Genomic DNA, 19,314 nt, shown 5'->3' on the forward strand with positions numbered 1-19,314 from the left:
GGCGCCCGACGATGGGAGACAAACGATGAAGATCGGTTTTATCGGCCTCGGCCACATGGGCGCGCCGATGGCGCTGAACCTGCTGAAGGCCGGCCACGACGTGCGCGCGTTCGACCTGAGCGCCGATGCGCTGCGCGCGCTGCAGGACGCCGGCGCGCAAGTGGCGACGTCGCCGCGCGACGCGGCCGGCGGCGCCGCATTCGTGATCACGATGCTGCCCGCCGCGCCGCACGTGCGTTCGGTGTTGACCGGCGAGCACGGCGTGCTGGCCGGCCTCGAGTCCGGCGCGACCGTGATCGATTCGAGCACGATCGATCCGGCGAGCGCGCAGGCGTTCGGCGCGCTGGTGCGCGAGCACGGCGGCGCGTTCGTCGATGCGCCGGTGTCGGGCGGCACGGGCGGCGCGGCGGCCGGCACGCTGACGTTCATGGTCGGCGGCAGCGACGCCGATTTCGAGCGCGTGAAACCCGTGCTCGCGGGCATGGGCAAGAACATCGTCCATTGCGGCGCGACCGGCATGGGGCAGGTCGCGAAAGTCTGCAACAACCTCGTGCTCGGCATTTCGATGGCGGCCGTGTCGGAGGCGATGGCGCTCGGCGTCGCGCTCGGCATCGATCCGAAGGTGCTCGCCGGCATCATGAACACGTCGACCGGCCGCTGCTGGAGCTCCGACACGTACAACCCGTATCCGGGCGTGATCGAGACCGCGCCGTCGTCGCGCGGCTATACGGGCGGGTTCGGCACGGACCTCATGCTGAAGGATCTCGGTCTCGCGAACGATGCCGCGAAGCAGGCGCGTCAGCCCGTCTATCTCGGCGCGCTCGCGCAGCAGCTGTACCAGACGATGAGCAGCCGCGGCGACGGCCAGCTCGATTTCTCGGCGGTGATCCGCCTGTATCAACCGGCAATGAAGAAGGACGCGTGATGATCGAACTCGACTATGTCGACGACGGCGCGATCGCGTGCGCGACGCTGAAGCGTCCGCCCGCGAACGCGTTTACCGCCGACGGGCTGCGGCAACTGCAGGCGTACGTCGCCGAGCTGAACGCGAATGCGCGCGTGCGCGCGCTCGTCATCACCGGCGACGGCCCGAAGTTCTTCAGCGCCGGCGCCGATCTGAACACGTTCGCCGACGGCGATCGCGCGGTCGCGCGCGAGATGGCCGCGCGCTTCGGCGCGGCGTTCGAGGCGCTGCACGATGCGCGCTTCGTGACGATCGCGGCGATCAACGGCTATGCGATGGGCGGCGGGCTCGAATGCGCGCTCGCGTGCGACCTGCGGATCGCCGAGGCGCATGCGCAGATGGCGCTGCCGGAGCCGTCGGTCGGGCTGCTGCCGTGCGGGCTCGGCACGCAGACGCTGCCCTGGCTCGTCGGCGAAGGCTGGGCGAAGAAGATCATCCTGGCCGGCACGCGCGTCGATGCGCCGACCGCGCTGCGCATCGGCCTCGTCGAGGACGTGGTCGATACGGGCACGTCGCGCGACGCGGCGCTCGCGCTCGCACGCAACGTCGCGCGGCAGAGCCCGCATGCGGTCGCATCGAGCAAGGAACTGATCGGCCTCGCGCGCCGCGGCGTGCCGCGCAGCGCGGCGCTCGCGGTCGAACGCGAGCGCTTCGTCGACCTGTTCGACACGAACGATCCGCGCGAAGGCGTGGCCGCGTTTCTCGGCAAGCGCGCACCGCAATGGCAACCTGAAGGAGAGCAGTCACGATGAGCACGCCGGCCACGAACCAGGATGCCTTCACCGATCCCGCGCACGACGTGCTGTTTCGCGTGGTGAACCGCGTCGCGTTGATCACGCTCAATCGTCCGTCCGCGCTGAACGCGCTGTCGTACGAGATGGTGCGCGCGCTTGCCGTGCTATTCGAACGCTGTCGCAACGACGACCGCATCGTCGCGGTCGTGCTGCGCGGTGCCGGCGACAAGGGTTTCTGCGCGGGCGGCGACGTGCGGCAGCTGCACCGGATGGTCGCGCAGCGTGAGACGTGGCTGCCGTTCTTCGTCGACGAATACCGGCTCGACCATGCGATCCATACGTTTCCGAAGCCGGTCGTCGCGCTGATGGACGGCGTGACGATGGGCGGCGGCATGGGCCTCGCGCAGGGTGCCGCGCTGCGCGTCGCGACCGAGCGCAGCAAGATCGCGATGCCGGAAACGCGCATCGGCCTCGTGCCGGATGTGGGCGCGACGCATTTTCTCGGGCGGATGCCCGTCGAACTCGAGCTGTACGTCGGCCTCACCGGTGCGACGCTGTCGGGTGCCGATGCGCTGAGCGCGAAGCTCGCCGACCTCTGTGTGCCGTCGTCGTGGCTCGACACGTTCGAGACGCGCATCGAGCGCGTCAACTGGGACGGCGATGCGCTGCCCGCGCTGCGCAAGGTGTTCGAGCCGCCGTGCAATGTCGTCCCGCACGCGGCGCTCGACACGCAACTGCCGTGGATCGTCCGGCACTTCGACAAGCGTTCGCCGGTCGAGCGGATCGTCGCGACGCTGAAGCAGGACCTCCTGCGCGACGAGCTGTCGCGCGAACAGCGTCAGTGGCTGCAGTCGACGCTCGACGCGCTGACGGGCCATTCGCCGACGATGCTGGCCGTCACGCGCGAAGCGCTGCTGCGCGGCCGGCAGATGACGCTTGCGGAATCGTTCCGGATGGAGCTCGGCATCGTCGCGCGCGCGATCGAGGAAGGCGACTTCTGCGAAGGCGTGCGCGCGCATCTGATCGACAAGGATCGCAAGCCGCGCTGGGCACCCGCGACGCTCGTCGAACTGCGTGCGGAGCGCGTGCGGCATTTCTTGACGTCGCCGTGGAAGCTGTTCGCGCATCCGCTCGCCGATCTCGGCGCCGCGTGATCGCGCGCGCCCGACGTGCCGCGTTGTGCGTCGGGTGTCGTCTGCGTCATGCGTTCGCCGGCGCACGCTCGATCATCGGCGGCACGGCCTCCACCAGCGCATCGATCACGCAGCGCGTCTTGCGTGGCAGGTAGCGCGTTTTCGGCCAGATCGCGTGAATGTCGCCTTCGCAGACGAAGCAGCGGTCGAGCACCACCACCATCTCGCCGCGCTTCACGTATTGATCGAGCAGCCAGCTCGGCAGCCATGCGATCCCGAAGCCCGATGCGCCGGCCGCGGCGATCGCCTGCACGTCGTCGAAGCTGAGCTGGTGCGGCATGTCGATGTGTACCGTGGAGCCGTCCGGCGCACGCAGGTACCAGGGCTGAACGACGCCCGAGCGCGAATACGCGACCGTCCGATGGTTTTTCAGATCGTCGAGCGACTGCGGCATCCCGTAGCGCGCGAGATACGACGGCGCCGCGCCGAGGCTGCCGTATTGCGTACCGAGCCGCCGCACCGCGAGGCTCGTGCTGTCCTCGAGCGGGCCGATCCGCACCGCGAGATCGATCCCTTCCTCGATCAGGTCGACGAACCGATCGGTGATCGATACGTCGATCCGCAGGTGCGGATAGGTGCGCGCGAGATCCAGCACGATCGGCGTCACGCAATGATGGCCGAACGCGAGCGGCACGCTGAGCCGCAGTTTGCCGCGCGGCTCGTTGCGGCCGCAGTCGAGATCGGCTTCCGCCGCCTCCAGTTCGGCCAGCGCGCGCACGCAGCGGTCGTAGTACGCCTGGCCGTCGTCGGTCAGGCTCTGGCTGCGCGTCGTGCGCTGCAGTAGCCGCGCGCCGAGCCGCTTCTCGAGCCGCGCGATCGCCTTGCCGACCGCCGAGCGCGTCATGCCGAGCCGCTCCGCGGCCAGCGCGAAGCTGCCCGATTCCACGACCTGCACGAAGGTCGTCACGCCGTCGAGTTTGTCCGTCATGGGATGTGTGCCGGATTGCGTCCTCGTGTTCCGCAGTTCGGGGAAGTGGACGCGTCAATGGGGAGCGAAATTCTCACTATAGTACCGATTCCCGTTCAGCGTGCGACGCCGGCGCGCACGCGGCGAATCCTTTTGACCTGGAGGCGCGCGACTCGGCGACGGCCGCGCGCAATACGCATGACGCTATCCGAATCCCGCAGGAATGCGGTCGCGCTGGCGGCCGTCTGTCTCACATCGCTGATGTTCGGCCTCGAAATCTCGAGCGTGCCGGTGATCCTGCCGACGCTCGAACACGTGCTGCGTGGCGACTTCAACGGCATGCAGTGGATCATGAATGCGTACACGATCGCGTGTACGACCGTGCTGATGGCGGCCGGTACGCTCGCGGACCGCTTCGGCCGCAAGCGCGTGTACGTGATCGGCACTGCGCTGTTCGGCGCGACGTCGCTGCTGTGCGGACTCGCGCCGAACGTGCCGGTGCTCGTTGCGGGCCGGCTGCTGCAGGGCGCGAGCGGCGGCGCGATGCTGATCTGCCAGATCGCCGTGCTGTCGCATCAGTTTCGCGAAGGGCGCGAGCGCGGCCGCGCATTCGGCATCTGGGGGATCGTGTTCGGGATCGGTCTCGGCTTCGGGCCGATCGTCGGCGGCGCGATCGTCGCGGTCGCGAGCTGGCCGTGGGTGTTTCTCGTGCATGCGCCGCTCGCGGCCGTCGCGCTCGCGCTGATCGGCGGCGCCGTGCAGGAGTCGCGCGACCCGCATGCGGGCACGCTCGACGTCGCGGGCATCGTCACGCTGTCGCTCGCTGTGCTCGGCCTCGCGTTCTATATCACGCAGAGTGCGGCGCTCGGGCTCACGAGCGCGGCCGGCCTCGGCGTGCTCGGCGCGACCGTGCTCGCGGTCGGCGCGTTCGTCGTCGCGGAGCGCAGGAGTGCGCGGCCGATGTTCGACTTCTCGGTATTCCGCATTCGCGCGTTCACCGGCGCGATCTTCGGCTCGATGGGGATGAACTTCAGCTTCTGGCCGTTCATGATCTATCTGCCGATCTGGTTTCAGGTCGCGCTCGGCTACGACAGCGTGACGGCCGGCCTCGCGCTGCTCGCCTATACGCTGCCGACGCTCGTCGCGCCGCCGTTCGGCGAGCGGCTCGCGTTGCGCTACGGGCCGGGCGTCGTGATTCCGGGCGGCCTCTTCACGATCGCGGCCGGGTTTGCGCTGATGCGGATCGGCAGCGCGGCCGAACACGCAAGCTGGCTCACGATGCTGCCCGGCTGCGTGATCGCCGGCATCGGGCTCGGGCTCGCCAACACGCCGGTCACGAACACGACGACCGGTGCGGTGCCGAGCGCGCGGGCCGGGATGGCGTCGGGTATCGACATGAGCGCGCGGATGATTTCGCTCGCGCTGAACATCGCGATGATGGGCTTCGTGCTCGTGGCGGGAATCGTCGCGAGCCTGAAGGGCGGCGTTGCAGCGGCAATCGGCGATGCATCGCTGCGCGCGCTCGCGCAGGAAATCGCGGCGGGCCGCACGGAAGATTTGCGTGCGATCGCGCCGGCACTCGTGCAGGCCGACCCGACCGGCGCCGCGCTGCATGCGGCGCTCGTGCACGGGTTCGGCTGGGTGATGGTGTACGGTGCGGTGGGCGTGGCCGTGCTGGCGACCGCGAGTGCCGTCGCGTTCGCGCCGGCGCGGCGCAGCGCGGCCGTGTGCGAGTGAGCGCGCGAGCGGTTGGCTGTGCTGCCGTGTGGCCCGCGTTGTGGGCGGGCTTCGATGCGGGTTGTTCGCGGTGCGTGTGCGTTTGCGATTACGTTTGTGCTTGCGCGTCGATCCTGCGCTGGGTGTCCGCATCGACGATCGTGCGGATCGCGCTGAATAGCGGTGCCGCATCGGTATAGCGCCGGCCGTAGGCGAGATTGAACGCGTAGTCGAAGTCGGGCGGGTTGGCGCCCTGCGTGTGCTGCAGAATCGTCTCGAGCTTGTCGAGCGCCTTCGCGGCGCGCGCTTCGGGCGACGCGGCCGCATCGTATTCGTCCCACAGTGCGACGAGCTCGTTACGTAGCACGGGATCGAGTGCGGCCGTCAGCGTGAGCAGGTCGTCGCGTTCGTGCAGGTTCTTGTCCGGATGCGCGGCTTGCTCGGTCGCCGGTATGTCGCCGTGCAGCGCCTCGCCGAGATCGTGGACGACGCACAGCTTGAGCAGCTTCAGCGTGTCGATGCCGGGCAGTGCGTCGGCGAACACGAGCGCCATCAGGCACAGCCGCCAGCTGTGCTCGGCGGTGCTTTCGCGGCGGCCGGACGACGTGCGACCGCTGCGCAGCACGTCCTTCAGGCGTTCGGCTTCGCGCAGGAAATCGAGCCGTGCGCGGATCGTGTCGGGGTTCATGGTTCTGGTTGGTGTGCAGGGTCGTCCAGCGTACGTTGCGTGCGCGCGGGATGTCCACGCATGAAATATGCGTGGACATCGGATCCGGCGGGCGCCGCTGTCGCTGTAACGAGCAAACCGTAGGCGCGTGCTAGAGCGTTTCGACGAGCCGTGCCGCCGACCCGTCCGACAGCATGATCCGCGTCCAGCGGCATCGGCTGCGGTGGATCGGCACGACGCGCGACGCGTTCGTGCCGGTGTCGAATTCGACGCTCGGCGGTCCTGCGCAATCGTGCCAGCCGAGTGTGTCCAGTGCGGTTTCCATCCGGACGATTTCTTCTGTCGCATAGCGCCACAGCGACGTGCCGAGCAACATCGGCAGCGGCTGCGAGAACTCGGCTGCGCGAGACGGCGAGCATGCGAGCAGCCGGTGCGTCAGATCGCAGACGAGATGCATGCGGCCCGCGCTCCCTGCGACCAGCCGCGCGAGCGCATGGTCGCCCGCGGAGTCGAGGCGCGCGGCGAGCAGGCGTTCCGCCGTCGCGCGCTCGTCGGGCGACATCTGCTGGACGCCGGCTTCCCAGCGCGAGATCGTCGATTGCGCGACGCCAAACAGCTCGGCGGCATGGCTTTGCTTGACGCGATGCAGCAGGCGCCAGCGTTTCAGCTGCGGACCGAGCGGCGGCGTGTGAAGCGGTGAATCGGGCATGTCGGTGCTCCGTCGGTACAGTCGTTGCGTTTAACGCGGCGCGGTGCGCGTTGGCGTCGCGTTAGATCAGGGGACGTGCTTTTCGATTTCATCGCGATTCGGACAAACGGCGCGAGCACGCTGCCGCCGAGGGCGACAGGGCGGGCGTCGCGCATTGGCGTGCGATCGAGGGCGGATGCCGTTATCGGTGCGCGCGGTGCGGCGGCCGGTGGACGTCACATGCACGCGGAGCCGCCATTCTGGGCAGATCGCATTTGAACCGCCGAATACGACCGCACCTTTGTGCGAAGCGCCGCACGTGGGCCGACCATTTCGACACGCTTTCAACCCGCCGCGTCATATCTTATTATTCGACGCGGTGCGATGCATGCCGAGAACGACACGCGCCGCTGCCGCGCGACAGGCCACCACCGCTTGCGGCGCTGCGGCACGTGCAGCGCAGTGCGTGCTAGACATACAACACGAAACGCATGATGGCCGCGTTTCTCAAAAAAGGACATTCGAGGACGCGATGGTACGACTGGTCTTGCTGCTGCTGAGCATCGAATATCTGCGTACGCGCTGGCGCGGACTGAGGGCGCTGGGCTGGCTGTGGGTCGTCGCCGGCGTCGGCATCTTCGTCGACGCGCTCGACGGCGCATTGCACTTTCCGATCGAGTTCTTCGCGTGGCTGTTCCTGATCGAAGGGCTCGCGACGCTCGCCGTCGCCGGCAGCGGCGTCGGCGGCCAGCGCATCCTGCGCTACGTGAAGGGCATTGCCGCGGTAACGGCCGCGACGCTCGTGTTCGCCGGGCATCGCCACGGGCACTTCCTGTTGTCGATGATCTTCGGCACGCTGTTTCTCGTCGACGGGCTGCTGCAATGCACGGCCGCGTGGATGGTGCGCTACCGGCGCTGGCATGTTGCGTTCGCGTGGGGCGCCGTCGAAATCCTGCTCGCTGTCTTCTTCTATCAGCCGTACCCGACGCACTACGTCGGCACCGTTCCGTACTGTCTCGGGCTGCTGCTGATGTTCGGCGGCATGCACCTGCTGAGCCTCGCCGCGCGCGTACGGCGCCTGACGCGCAATCCGGCGTTCGCGACGTCGCCCGCGCCGTCGGTCGCACCCGATCTCGACGACACGCGTGCGGTGCCGTCGTTCACGCAGACCGAATGGGACGGCCCGCCTGCCGACGACGAGCGCGCGCTGACCGTACACGTGTGGACGCCGACCGGTTCGTCGAAGGCGGAGGCGCATCGGTATCCGGTGATCGACCGCTACATCGCGGCGGTCGACGTCAACGGCGTGATCTCGACCGGGCACGCCGCGCTCGAATCGCCGGAGGGCATCTACATCAGCCTGTATCCCGCAGTCGAAATCGACCGCTCGCCGGACGAGTTCACGCGCCTCCTGCGCGCCACGCGCGAGAACGACGTGCCGGGGCTGTTCCAGCCCGACTATGCGACCGAGTCGAAAGCGTGGTGTCCGTCGACCGTGCGCGTGCGCATCCGCAACTACGATCCGGCAAAACTTGCGGCGTTCTGGTCGACGTATCGGCAGAACACGACGTACAACCTGACGCACCGGAACTGCTCGAGCAGCGTGTCGAACGCGCTCGAAGCGGCGCTCGACGGCGCGGTGTGGCGGCTGAAGGGCGCGCGCGCCGGCTGGGGTGCGTTCGTCCGCTTGCTGCTGACGCCCGAGCTGTGGGTCGCCGCGCAGATCCGCAAACGCGCGGTGACGATGGCGTGGACGCCGGGCCTCACGCTCGACTACGCACGTGCGCTGAGCGTGCTGGCCGACCCGCGGCCGTTCGCGTGGTGGAAGGTCGCGCGCTCGACAGTGACGGCGATCATCGCGCTGCGCCGCGGGTGGCGCGAGCAGGACAACGAGGCGCTCGCGGGTGGCCGGTCGGGGACGGCTTCGGTGAAGTGAGAGCGCGCGCCGTGCGAGCAGTATCAACGCTTCGGGTAGCGACGGCATGTTGGTGCGGGATTCGGGATGCTCGTGGACGACGCGAGCGGGGGCGTAGCAGCAGTCCTTGACCCTATACGGCAGGAAGTCCGCATCGCCGGCATACGCGAGACGACTGCACCACACCACGCCCGTCGATGTCATGCCGATCATGCGAGGCGTGTCGATGTTTCGCGGTCGCGATCAAACATATTTCGTAGCCTTCATATTTGTGCCACGCAGCGCCGGCCAAAATCGCGAGCAGAACATTCGACAACCTTGCGGCGCATCCCGCGACCGCAAGCCTTTTCCGAGGAAACGCCATGCTCAAGACGCTCGCCCGCGCCGCTGTCGCATTCGCCGTTGCTTCCGCTTCGCTGCACGCCGCCGCGCAGACCAGCTACGACTACCTGCTGCTCGCGGCATCGTGGGAGCCCGGCTTCTGCGCATCGCACGACACGCCCGAGTGCGCGAACCTCGCCGGCTCGTATGCGGCGACGAGCCTGTCGCTGCACGGCTTGTGGCCGAACAACTACGACGGCAACCAGCCGTTCTACTGCGGCGTACCGCAGAGCGACGTCGATCTCGACAACGCGCACCAGTGGTGCAGCATGGACGCGTACCCGATCAGCGCGACGACGCGTAACACGCTGTCGACGTATATGCCCGGTGTCGCATCGTGCCTCGACAAGCACGAATGGTTCAAGCACGGCACCTGTTCGAATTCGGCCTCGCCGGATGCGTACTGGAATCAGGCGACCGGCATGATCAGCCGGCTCGGCAACACGTCGTTCAACACGTACCTGCAGGCGAACGCAGGCAAGACGGTGACGCGCAACCAGTTGCTGTCCGCGTTCGAAGGCGCGTTCGGCAGCAATACGCGCAGCGCGGTGTCGCTGAAGTGCACGAAGGTCAACGGCGTCAGCTACTTCACCGAAGCGTGGATCGCGGTGAAGACGAATGCGACCGCGCAGTTCCCGAGCGCCGCGTCGCTCGTGACGGACGGCAATACGCAAGGCACGTGTCCGACGTCGGGCGTGTATATCGCGAAATGATGCGGACGCGCGGCGGCGTTCCGATGTGCGCGCCGCGCTGGCCGCGTCGTAAGCAAAACAGGCCGTCGGGCGCCGCCGTTCGAATCGGCGCCCGTTCGGCGGAGGCCTGGCCTTGACCGCCTGGCCGATGCCGCGTTACCGCGCGGTGTCGGCGATGTCGTGACGATCGCGACGCTATGCGAGCATGCGCAACGCATCGTCGAGCGACAGCACCGTCGTGCGCGTTTCGAACGCTGTGGCGAACAGGTGTTCGTGAACCACCGGATCCGGGTCGTAGCAGCAGTCCTTGACCGTGTACAGGCGGAAGTCCGCGTCGCTCGCATAGGCGACCGACGACAGCACGACGCCGGTCGACGCGATGCCGACCATGATCAGCGTGTCGATGTGTTGTGCGGCCAGACGCGCCTGCAGATCGGTGCCGAAGAAGACGCTGGCGCGATGCGCGACGATCAGCGGCTCGTCGTCGCGCCGCGCGAGCTCGGGCGACGGCGCGTCGTCGATGAACAGGCCCAGTTGCTTGATGCCTTGTCCGTTCTTGTTCAGCGGGCTGACTTCCGGGTAGCCCGGGCTGAATCGCAGGTTCGCGAAATAGACCGCGACGCCGCTGGCGCGGGCCGCGTCGCATAGCGCGCGCGTGTTGGCGAGCAGGGTGGGCGCGACCGACGGAAAGAGCCCGAGGATGTCGGTCTGGTAATGCATGACGAGCAGCGCGGTGCGCGCGGGCGTGATGGCCGGCAGCGGCGATGCTTCGTGCTGGGCGGAGGCGTTGCCGGTTGCGGATGCGGTGTCGGATGCGTTTCCCGGATGCGTCACGGAGGATCTCCCAGGGCTGCGGATTCGGATAGCGCTATTTGTACCGGCAAAGTGTATCGACCGTCCAGCGTAGGCGCACGGCGTGTCGTGCATCCTACGCGATGGTCAACTTTGCCGCGCGGCGGCACTCACGTTGGCCGATTGCCGACGCGGATTTCCGAGGGCGTGAGATCGAACCACTGTCGGCAAGCGCGCGATAACGCCGATTGCGCAGGAAAGCCGAGCATCAACGATATCTGGCCGATGCTCAGCCGGGTGTTGCGAAGATAGTGCACGGCGAGCTGCTTGCGGACGTCGTCCCGGAGAATTTCGAAGCTCGTCCCCTCCGCGCAGAGGCGACGCTGCAGCGTTCTCGGATGCAGCGCAAGCACGGCGGCGACGCCGGCCTTGTCGGCGCTCGACGTGCCGAGCGTTTGCCGCAACACCTGACGGACGCGATCCGACGTGCTCCCTTGGGCGGCCCCGAAATTCCGGAAGATGTAGTCTTCCGCGATCTGGTGAAACGATGCGTTCGCGCCTTGCACATTGGCCGCGAACGTATCGCGCGCCAGATACAGCGTGGCGCCGACCGGTTCCTCCAGCAGTCTCGCGCCGAAGAAGCGCTCATACACCGCGCGGCCGACGACCGGTTCGTGCGGTATCGATACCGCTTGCAGCGCGTAGCGGTCTCCGGCAAAGAGCCGCAGGAAGTTGTGTGCGTCCGCGAGGCACAGGTCGCTGTTTTGCCGGGTGACGACCGGACCGGACAGGTGAAGTTCGACGGACACCGCGACGGTGTTCTCGACCAGACGACTACGCTCGTTGACCGATACGACGATGCCCGGGCTGTGCACGAACAGGTAGCGCATCACATCGTTCAGCGCATCGCGGATGGTGGGCGCGTTGCGCAGCACGACGCTCAACGGACCGAGCACGTCGATGCTTTGATACGACGACAGGCGCAGGCCGAAATCGCCGCATCCGGTCACCTCGGCGCTGGCTTCCAGCAGATGCGTGGCGGAGCGCAGCGATATCAGCGTGTCGTCGCGTTCCAGTGCCGCTTCCGTGATGTGATACCGGCGCAGCAACGGCACGGGATCGCAGCCCATGTCGCGCATGAGGGCAGGGTAGCCGCGAAGGCCGCTCGCTCTGAGCAAGGGATCCATGTCTCAAAATGTAAAACAATAGTCTCGTGACGTCAAATAACGCGCGTGCGCGATTGCTAGAGTGCGGGTGTCGATCACCAACAACGAGGAGACATCCGATGAAGACCGACTTCGACGTCCTGATCATTGGAGCCGGCATTTCCGGAATCGGGATGGCATGCCATCTGGCGAGGGAATGTCCGGACAAGCGCGTTGGCATTCTCGAGCGCCGTCGCGCGATCGGCGGGACGTGGGATTTGTTCCGTTATCCCGGTATTCGGTCCGATTCGGACATGTTCAGTTTCGGCTACCAATTCCGGCCGTGGCATGAATACAAGGTTCTCGCCGACGGCCCGTCGATCCGGCAATACGTTGCCGATACCGCGCGCGAGCATGGTGTCGACCGGCTCATCCGGTTCGGTGTCCGGATCGACGGCGCATCGTGGTCGACCGAGCGGTGTCGCTGGACGGTCAGTGCGCGTCAGGAAGACACGGGGGAAGCGCTGACTTTCACGTGCGCGTACCTGATTCCCTGTACCGGCTATTACAACCACGATCAGGGCTACTTGCCGGACTTCCCCGGACAAGAGCGATTCAAGGGGCTGCGCATTCACCCGCAGCACTGGCCCGAGGAGCTCGACTATCGCGGCAAGCGCGTCGTCGTGATCGGCAGCGGGGCAACGGCCGTGACGCTCGTGCCCGCCATGGCCGGCCGCGCTGCCCACGTCACGATGTTGCAGCGCTCGCCGAGCTACATCTTTTCGGTTCCGGCCTACGACAAGATCTCCGCGGCGCTCGATCGCGTGCTGCCGACGCGGTGGGTATACGGGCTGGCGCGCTGGCGCAATATCCGCCTGCAGCGTCTGATCTACAAGGCGGCCAAACGCTGGCCGCGCCCGGTCCGCTCCTGGCTGCTGTCGCACGTCGAGAAACGGGTCGGCGGCGGCGTCGACATGCGTCACTTCACGCCGAAGTACAACCCGTGGGACGAGCGGCTGTGTGCCGTTCCGGACGGCGACCTGTTCAAGGTGCTGCGCGAGGGTAAAGCGTCGGTCGTAACCGACCATATCGAGACGTTCACCGAAAGCGGCATCCTGCTGAAATCGGGCAAGACGCTCGAGGCGGACATCATCGTCACCGCGACCGGACTGCAACTTCAGTCGCTTGGCGGCATGAGCCTGCATGTCGACGGGCGACAGGTCGAGGTCGGCAAGACGATGACGTACAAGGGCGTGCTGATGCAGGACGTGCCGAATTTCGCCTACCTGTTCGGCTATACCAACGCACCGTGGACGCTCAAGATCGACATGGCGGCAAACTATGTGTGTCGTCTGTTGAAGCATATGGATGCCGAAGGGTTCCAGACGGTGACCGCTCATGCGCCCGGCGGCGAGATGCTCGACGAATCGATCCTCGGTTCGCTGCAGTCGGGCTACGTGCAGCGCGGCCAGGACGTGCTGCCGCGCCAGGGACGCGCGTTGCCGTGGCGCGTCCTGCACAGCTTCGAGGCCGATCGCGACATGCTGCTGAAGGACGGCATCGTCGATTCCGCACTGGTATTCCGCCGTGCGGCGTCCGGTGCCGATGCGTCCGCTGTCGCCGGTTTGGCCGGCGGGCAGCCCGCATCCGCGTGACCGGGAGTCGACCATGCTCAGCTTCGATTCCAGATTTCCGAGCGAGGGCGAGGATTGCGCCGGGACGCTCATGCTGCCGGACGGCAACGGCAGACCGCCCGTCATCGTCATGGCGCACGGCTTCGGCGCGATTCGCGCGGCCGGCCTGTATGCGTTTGCGCGGCGCTTCGTTGCGCACGGCTACGCGGTGTATCTGTTCGACTATCGCAACTTCGGCGACAGCGGCGGCATGCCGCGGCACTGGGTCAGCCCGCGCCGACACCTCGCCGACTGGGCCGCGGCCGTCGCGCATGTCCGGACGCTGCCCGGCATCGACCGGGAGCGCATCGTGTTGTGGGGCACCTCGTTTTCCGGCGGGCATGTGATCCGGACGGCCGCGAACGACCGGCGGATTCACGCCGTGATCGCCCAGGTGCCGCACGTGAGCGGCATCGCCAGCGTCCGGCAGGTGCCCGTGCATGTGCTGGCGCGATTGAGCATGGCGGCGCTGCTCGACCATGGCGGCAGGCTGTTCGGCCGTCCTTATTACCGGCCGATCGTCGGGCGTCCGGGCGATGTCGCAGCGCTGACGAGCACCGAATGTCGGCAGGGCTACGAGCGGCTGCTCCCCGCAGGTGCGAACTGGGAAAACAAGACGCTTGCGCGGGTTTTCCTCGAAGTGCCGTTCTATAGTCCGATCCGCTCGGCCCATCGCGTCACGGCGCCGACGCTGATCGTCGCCGGTCGGCGCGATACGGTCACGCCGGCTTCGGCGGCGTGGCGCGCGGCGGTGCGCATTCCGCAGTGCGAATTTCATCTGCTGGATGGCAACCATTTCGAGCTTCATCTGGAAGACGAGGCGGTTTGCATGCAGAGTATCGAACTGCAACTCGGCTTTCTGGACCGGCACGTCGGCCTTGGGGAGCCGGTCCGGACCGAGGTCGGCGTGCCGCGCGTGCCGGCGTCGCCTCTCGCATGACGATGCGTGCGGGAATGAATGGCGGTCACGGCCGGTGCAAGGAGATCGAGCGGTGAGTAAAGCGTTGATGATTTACGGCGCATACGGCTATACGGGTGAACTCGTCGTACGTGAAGCAGTGCGTCGGGGGATGCGGCCGATCATTGCCGGGCGGGACGGCAGGAAGCTCAAGCCGCTGGCGGATGCGTTCGGTCTGGAGGCGAGGGCGTTCGAGGTCGCGAACGCGAACGCGAACCTCGAAGACGTCGCCGTCGTGCTGAATTGCGCCGGGCCGTTCTCGACGACTGCCGTAGCGTTCGTCGAAGCCTGCATCGATTCGCATGTCCATTACGTGGACATCACGGGTGAAATTCCGGTCTTCCAGTTCTGCCATGCGCAGCACGTACGCGCCGCTGCCGCCGGCATCGTGCTCTGCCCCGGCGCGGGGTTCGACATCGTTCCAACCGATAGCCTTGCCGCGGCGCTGAAGGAACGGATGCCCGATGCAACGCGGATCGATCTGGCGTTTTCGTTCGGAACGAAACCGAGCATCGGCACGGTGAAAACAATCCTGGAGTCCGCGGCAAGCGGCGGGCTGGTCCGACGCAATCATCGCCTCGTTTCCGTGCCGAATGCGTGGCGCATCAGACGTATCCCGTTTCCCGGCGGCGCGCGATGGGGCGTGTCGATTCCATGGGGCGACGTGTTCACCGCGGGCGTATCGACCGGCGTACCGGACGGGCTCGTCTATTGCGCGTTGCCCCTCGCGCTCGGGCTGACGATGCGGCTCACCAACTTCATGCGCGGGCTGTTCGCCGTTCCTGCCGTTTCGCGGATGCTGGACCGGCTTGCACGGCGGTTCTTTGCTGGCGGTCCCGACGCGGGCGCGCGCGATATACAGCGAACGGCGTTCTGGGCCGAGGCGATCAACGCCCGGGGCGAAACCGTCACGATGACGATGTCGGCGCCGAACGTCTATGCGATGACGGCGGATACCTCGCTCGCGATTGCGAACCGCTGCCTGAGCGACCCGGTGCCGGCGGGCTATCGGACGCCGTCGATGTTGATGGGCAGCGCGTTCTTTCTCGAACGCCCGGGTTTCGACGTGTCGTATCCGGGCGGGGCGGGGGTGGGGCGATCGCAGGTGTGATGCGGTAGCATCCGACTCAGCCGGCCGTGATTCCGATGACGGCCGCTCGATCACGTTGCCTCAGGAAATCGACCGCCTCCAATACGTCGTCAACCACTCCAACGCCAGCGTGCCCGCACTACTGCAATATGAACGGACAGGGCGCCTATCCGGGCAGACTGTGCGGGGCGGTGTCGCGCTGCGTTCGAGGACGGAGTTCGGCCACAACCGGTCATTCGAGGTTGAGATTAGAATCTTCGGCAATTTCTAAAAGCGACCTGTCGATAGTGTTGAGCAACGTGTATGGCCGCGCACTTAATTCAATTTACGCAGGACGAACCGAGCCACTGGGCCGGGATGGAAGACTATGTTTTGATCCCTCCGGATCGTAGTTATGAGATCGTCCTGTGGTATGAAGGGGAGCCACCGCATGGAGATTCGTACTATGTGCTCAGTCTGCGGGATCGACGGTTACCAGGCTTTGCGTGGGGCTGCATGTTCTCGATGTCGGCTTGCTCGAACTTCCTGGCGTTCAGTTGGACGGAGCGACGATTCGAACGATTGACAGCAGTTGTCGACGTGAGGCTTAGTCGGTATTTCGTCTTGCCCAGCTACATATACCACCCGCGCATCGAATGCCCGGTAGTCTTGGACGCAGTCGCTACGGAGCAGCGGTACGAATTCTCGGGGAATGAGGCGTGGCGAACGTTTTGAGACAGATATTTGATCGACGCGTGGCGTACAGAATGAAAACGAGTGCGCTTTTATAATCTGTTTCGTCTAGCGCTACACCCAACGGCCGCTTTCAGGGGAATCTAGAGGCCGCATCGGGTGGAGTTCGCCATCCGGCCCGTTGTAGGCGACGGCGAGCGGGAGCGATGAAGACCAGATTCGCGAGCGCCGAGTCTGCCGCAGGCGCCAGGCTGCAACACAACAGGAAGTTCTATGCCAACGTTCTCGTGGGAACCATTGGATTTTCTGGAAGCACTTGAAGTCCTTCCAGTGGAGGAGGAGTATGGGGCCTCCTACCGTTACCACGTTTCGAGAGGCTCCGGTTTCTTGAGTCTAACCATATGGCCGCTCAAGTGCGACGTCGAGATTTTGCTTGGCAATGCAAGGGGTGCAGAGCCGCTTGTTCGGCTCAACTTGTTCGATTGTCCCGGCGCGCGTGTCGTACGAGACGATGAACGGACATATATCGAATTCTGTGCCGCAAAGGTGTTCGGCGGGCGATTCGACCAGACACATACGCCGCCTTACGGATTTCGCTTGCAGATCGAGCCGTTTATTCAGCTCTCGACGTTTTCGTATCCCGTCTAATAAAACTTGCACGTTGGCGGCGAGATTCGCCTCGGTCAATTGCCTTGGGCGGTACGATTGTGCGCCATCGAACGACCGCTTTGGGGACATCCTCACTGCCCGCAACGGATCGGTAGCGGCCCGCCCATAAGTGCGGGCGCAGTCTTTCAGCGTAGCTTTGTGAACCAGGCCTTGTCAGACAAGGCGCAGGTACTGCTGCATCACTGGATGGACGGGTGTAGGTGCTGCGGGGGATGCGTGCTCATGTGACCAGGGGAAAGTTGCTTCGGCCGCCCGAGTTTGCCGATGGGCCGAACGGGACCGCCCGAAGTTCGCCATCCGGCCAGTTGTCACCGGCGATGGCGAGAGACAGCTACCGGCCAGTTTGAGACAGTCGCTATGACCTGCTAGATCGTTGACAATCACTCGGCGGACGGCCTTGCCGGCATGTAGCTCAATAGGCATTCGGGCGTTCGGGCACAGGGCTGTGCCGGCATACTGATGCAGTGCGGGTTGCAGCAACCTTGGTTGCGGGCTTTGATTGGCAGCACTACGCACGCACGACCGTCACTCCCGCTGTTTCGATCTGTTTCAACAATTCTCGGTCGGCGGACTTCTCGACGACGATGGTTTGTGCGAGTGTGATTTCACCGATGACGAACGGCGACGCCGCATTGAGTTTCGACGACGACGCCAGCACGACCGTCTCCGCCGCACGCGCAGCGAGCGCGCGCTTGATCGCGGCTTCCTCGAAATCTCCTGTACTTAGACCCGCTGTGGGGTGAACACCGGTCACGCCCATGAAATACCAATCCGCGTGGATGCGCGAGATGCCCTCCATCGCGGCGGCGCCGACGGCGACGATCGAATGCTTGTACAGCCGTCCACCTATCAGGATGACTTCGACAGAAGGATGCCCAGCGAGTGCCGTGGCGACGGTTGGACTATGAGTGACGATCGTCGCGCACAGATCAGCGGGAAGTGCCTTGGCAAGCCATGCGGACGTGGTGCCGCCATCAATGATTGCTGTCTGCCCCGGGGCGATCATTGAGGCCGCTTGCCGTGCAATCCTCTGCTTGGCGTCCGATTCAATGTCCCGGCGCAGTTCGAACGGTGCGAGTGCGGGAGAAACGGGCAACGCACCGCCGTGAACGCGTTGCAATAAGCCCTCTGAAGCTAGTTCACGCAAGTCCCGACGAACCGTGTCTTCCGATATGCCGAACTCCACGCTCAATTCACCGGCATGCACCTGGCCGTCGCGAGCGAGCCTGTCCAGGATGAGTTTCTTACGTTGGGTCGTTAGCATGGATCTGCACGAAATATCTTGATATTGCACGAAGCTGCACGATACCATGAACGCTCTTTACTGTGGACGGGAGACGCCATGCGTGCAACGAGAGACCGGGTTCGTATCGTCGAGTCCACCGTACTATCCGACAATTGGTACACGCTGACGAAGGTGACGTTCGATTTCCTGCGCCGAGACGGCACGTGGCAGCGTCAAAGCAGGGAAACCTACGATCGCGGCAACGGTGCCACGATTCTGTTGTATTGCCGGCACACAGGAAATGTCGTGCTGACGCGCCAGTTTCGGATGCCCGTGTTCGTCAACGGACACGACGGCATGTTGATCGAGGCGGCCGCGGGTTTGCTTGACAACGCCACGCCGGAAGAGCGCATACGCCAGGAGGCGGAAGAGGAGACTGGGTACCGCGTGAACAATATCCGCAAGGTCTTTGAGGCTTACATGAGTCCAGGATCAGTGACCGAGAAGCTCTATTTCTATCTGGGGGACTACGACGCGTCCATGCGCGTAAATGATGGCGGCGGTATCGAAGACGAGGGAGAAGATCTCGAGGTGCTCGAAATGCCGCTGCGGACCGCTTTGCGGTTGGTTAGAAGCGGCGAGATCGTCGACGGCAAGACGATCATGCTGTTACAGCACCTGGCATTAAGCGAAATCATGGAGGGACGCCAAGCATGAGGCCGCAACTGATCCTGATTGCGGGCCCGTATCGCAGTGGAACCAACGGCGATCCGGCTCGCATTGCCGACAACCTGGTTAGACTGGAACGGGCCGCATTGGCGGTTTATCAGCGGGGCCATATGCCTATGATCGGAGAGTGGGTGTCACTACCGCTAGCCCGGATGGCGGGATCGATACAGACAGGCGACGCGATCAGCGAGGCATTCCTTTATCCGGTTGCACATCGGATGATTCAGCAATGCGATTCAATCCTGCGCATCGACGGCGAGTCCAAGGGAGCGGACGCGGACGTGAACGTGGCCCGCAAACTCCGGCTGCCTGTCTATTACCGCGTCGACGATATACCCGCTGCCTCGGCCGGCGAACACAGCGTTGAGTGACCGTTATCGGGAACGCGGCGTGACTGCTCCGGGTCGATTGCCGCCGTTGGCCGAGTTCCCCATTGAGCGTGCCGATGCGCGCGGGGGTGTCAGGATTTCCGTGTTCAAGGCGGGTTGAGTAATTACACGGAAG

The 19,314-nt window shown here is 65.4% G+C and carries 17 protein-coding genes; 11 read left to right on the plus strand and 6 right to left on the minus strand.

Annotated features, from left to right (window positions below; genetic code table 11):
* Window positions 1-25: 25 nt before the first annotated feature.
* From mmsB to ACSHSS_RS20875, 3 genes are read left to right on the plus strand one after another with little or no spacing between them, the layout of a single operon-like run.
* On the plus strand, window positions 26-925 hold the full coding sequence (mmsB, locus tag ACSHSS_RS20865) for a 3-hydroxyisobutyrate dehydrogenase (RefSeq protein WP_006412505.1): 900 nt from the start codon (window positions 26-28) through the stop codon (window positions 923-925).
* The gene (locus ACSHSS_RS20870; RefSeq protein ID WP_035955458.1) at window positions 925-1,716 is read left to right on the plus strand and encodes an enoyl-CoA hydratase; all 792 of its coding nucleotides are present in this window, start codon (window positions 925-927) and stop codon (window positions 1,714-1,716) included. The genes mmsB and ACSHSS_RS20870 overlap by 1 nt, the downstream gene beginning before the upstream one ends.
* Window positions 1,713-2,852 (plus strand): enoyl-CoA hydratase/isomerase family protein, encoded by a 1,140-nt coding sequence (locus tag ACSHSS_RS20875; RefSeq protein ID WP_006412509.1) that lies wholly within the window; start codon window positions 1,713-1,715, stop codon window positions 2,850-2,852. The genes ACSHSS_RS20870 and ACSHSS_RS20875 overlap by 4 nt, the downstream gene beginning before the upstream one ends.
* Before the next feature lie 46 nt (window positions 2,853-2,898).
* Here ACSHSS_RS20875 and ACSHSS_RS20880 read toward each other — a convergent pair whose 3' ends face one another.
* Window positions 2,899-3,819, minus strand: coding sequence for a LysR family transcriptional regulator (locus ACSHSS_RS20880; protein ID WP_006412501.1), 921 nt, complete (start codon window positions 3,817-3,819; stop codon window positions 2,899-2,901).
* A gap of 177 nt (window positions 3,820-3,996) precedes the next feature.
* Between ACSHSS_RS20880 and ACSHSS_RS20885 the strand changes: the two genes are divergently transcribed.
* Complete coding sequence (locus tag ACSHSS_RS20885) at window positions 3,997-5,535, plus strand: MFS transporter (RefSeq protein ID WP_006412493.1); 1,539 nt, start codon at window positions 3,997-3,999, stop codon at window positions 5,533-5,535.
* 88 nt (window positions 5,536-5,623) lie between these two features.
* Here ACSHSS_RS20885 and ACSHSS_RS20890 read toward each other — a convergent pair whose 3' ends face one another.
* Both ACSHSS_RS20890 and ACSHSS_RS20895 read right to left on the minus strand, forming a co-directional pair.
* The gene (locus ACSHSS_RS20890; protein WP_006412506.1) at window positions 5,624-6,202 is read right to left on the minus strand and encodes an HD domain-containing protein; all 579 of its coding nucleotides are present in this window, start codon (window positions 6,200-6,202) and stop codon (window positions 5,624-5,626) included.
* 130 nt (window positions 6,203-6,332) lie between these two features.
* On the minus strand, window positions 6,333-6,890 hold the full coding sequence (locus tag ACSHSS_RS20895; protein WP_006412495.1) for a helix-turn-helix domain-containing protein: 558 nt from the start codon (window positions 6,888-6,890) through the stop codon (window positions 6,333-6,335).
* A gap of 511 nt (window positions 6,891-7,401) precedes the next feature.
* Between ACSHSS_RS20895 and ACSHSS_RS20900 the strand changes: the two genes are divergently transcribed.
* Complete coding sequence (locus tag ACSHSS_RS20900) at window positions 7,402-8,805, plus strand: HdeD family acid-resistance protein (RefSeq protein WP_445545471.1); 1,404 nt, start codon at window positions 7,402-7,404, stop codon at window positions 8,803-8,805.
* 341 nt (window positions 8,806-9,146) lie between these two features.
* On the plus strand, window positions 9,147-9,878 hold the full coding sequence (locus ACSHSS_RS20905; protein ID WP_006412484.1) for a ribonuclease T2: 732 nt from the start codon (window positions 9,147-9,149) through the stop codon (window positions 9,876-9,878).
* Window positions 9,879-10,052: 174 nt separating this feature from the next.
* Here ACSHSS_RS20905 and ACSHSS_RS20910 read toward each other — a convergent pair whose 3' ends face one another.
* Entirely contained in the window at window positions 10,053-10,691 is a 639-nt protein-coding gene (locus ACSHSS_RS20910; protein ID WP_006412473.1) for an isochorismatase family cysteine hydrolase, read from the minus strand.
* 128 nt (window positions 10,692-10,819) lie between these two features.
* Complete coding sequence (locus ACSHSS_RS20915) at window positions 10,820-11,836, minus strand: AraC family transcriptional regulator (RefSeq protein WP_006412465.1); 1,017 nt, start codon at window positions 11,834-11,836, stop codon at window positions 10,820-10,822.
* Between the two features lie 98 nt (window positions 11,837-11,934).
* Here ACSHSS_RS20915 and ACSHSS_RS20920 point away from each other — a divergent pair, with 98 nt between their 5' ends.
* From ACSHSS_RS20920 to ACSHSS_RS20930, 3 genes are all read left to right on the plus strand, one after another.
* A complete protein-coding gene (locus tag ACSHSS_RS20920; protein WP_006412480.1) occupies window positions 11,935-13,449 on the plus strand; it encodes a flavin-containing monooxygenase in 1,515 nt (504 codons plus the stop codon).
* Between the two features lie 13 nt (window positions 13,450-13,462).
* On the plus strand, window positions 13,463-14,407 hold the full coding sequence (locus tag ACSHSS_RS20925) for an alpha/beta hydrolase (protein WP_043280375.1): 945 nt from the start codon (window positions 13,463-13,465) through the stop codon (window positions 14,405-14,407).
* Between the two features lie 67 nt (window positions 14,408-14,474).
* Window positions 14,475-15,536, plus strand: coding sequence for a saccharopine dehydrogenase family protein (locus ACSHSS_RS20930; RefSeq protein WP_233620235.1), 1,062 nt, complete (start codon window positions 14,475-14,477; stop codon window positions 15,534-15,536).
* A gap of 1,828 nt (window positions 15,537-17,364) precedes the next feature.
* On the opposite strand, the gene ACSHSS_RS20935 is transcribed toward ACSHSS_RS20930, so the two are convergent.
* The gene (locus ACSHSS_RS20935) at window positions 17,365-18,168 is read right to left on the minus strand and encodes a DeoR/GlpR family DNA-binding transcription regulator (protein WP_006412447.1); all 804 of its coding nucleotides are present in this window, start codon (window positions 18,166-18,168) and stop codon (window positions 17,365-17,367) included.
* A gap of 30 nt (window positions 18,169-18,198) precedes the next feature.
* Between ACSHSS_RS20935 and ACSHSS_RS20940 the strand changes: the two genes are divergently transcribed.
* Complete coding sequence (locus ACSHSS_RS20940; RefSeq protein WP_006396498.1) at window positions 18,199-18,798, plus strand: NUDIX domain-containing protein; 600 nt, start codon at window positions 18,199-18,201, stop codon at window positions 18,796-18,798.
* Window positions 18,795-19,181 carry a DUF4406 domain-containing protein gene (locus ACSHSS_RS20945; RefSeq protein ID WP_006412494.1) on the plus strand — a complete coding sequence of 129 codons (387 nt, stop codon included), beginning with the start codon at window positions 18,795-18,797 and terminating at the stop codon, window positions 19,179-19,181. The genes ACSHSS_RS20940 and ACSHSS_RS20945 overlap by 4 nt, the downstream gene beginning before the upstream one ends.
* Window positions 19,182-19,314: the final 133 nt, after the last annotated feature.

The organism is Burkholderia sp. BC1 (genome assembly GCF_052683555.1).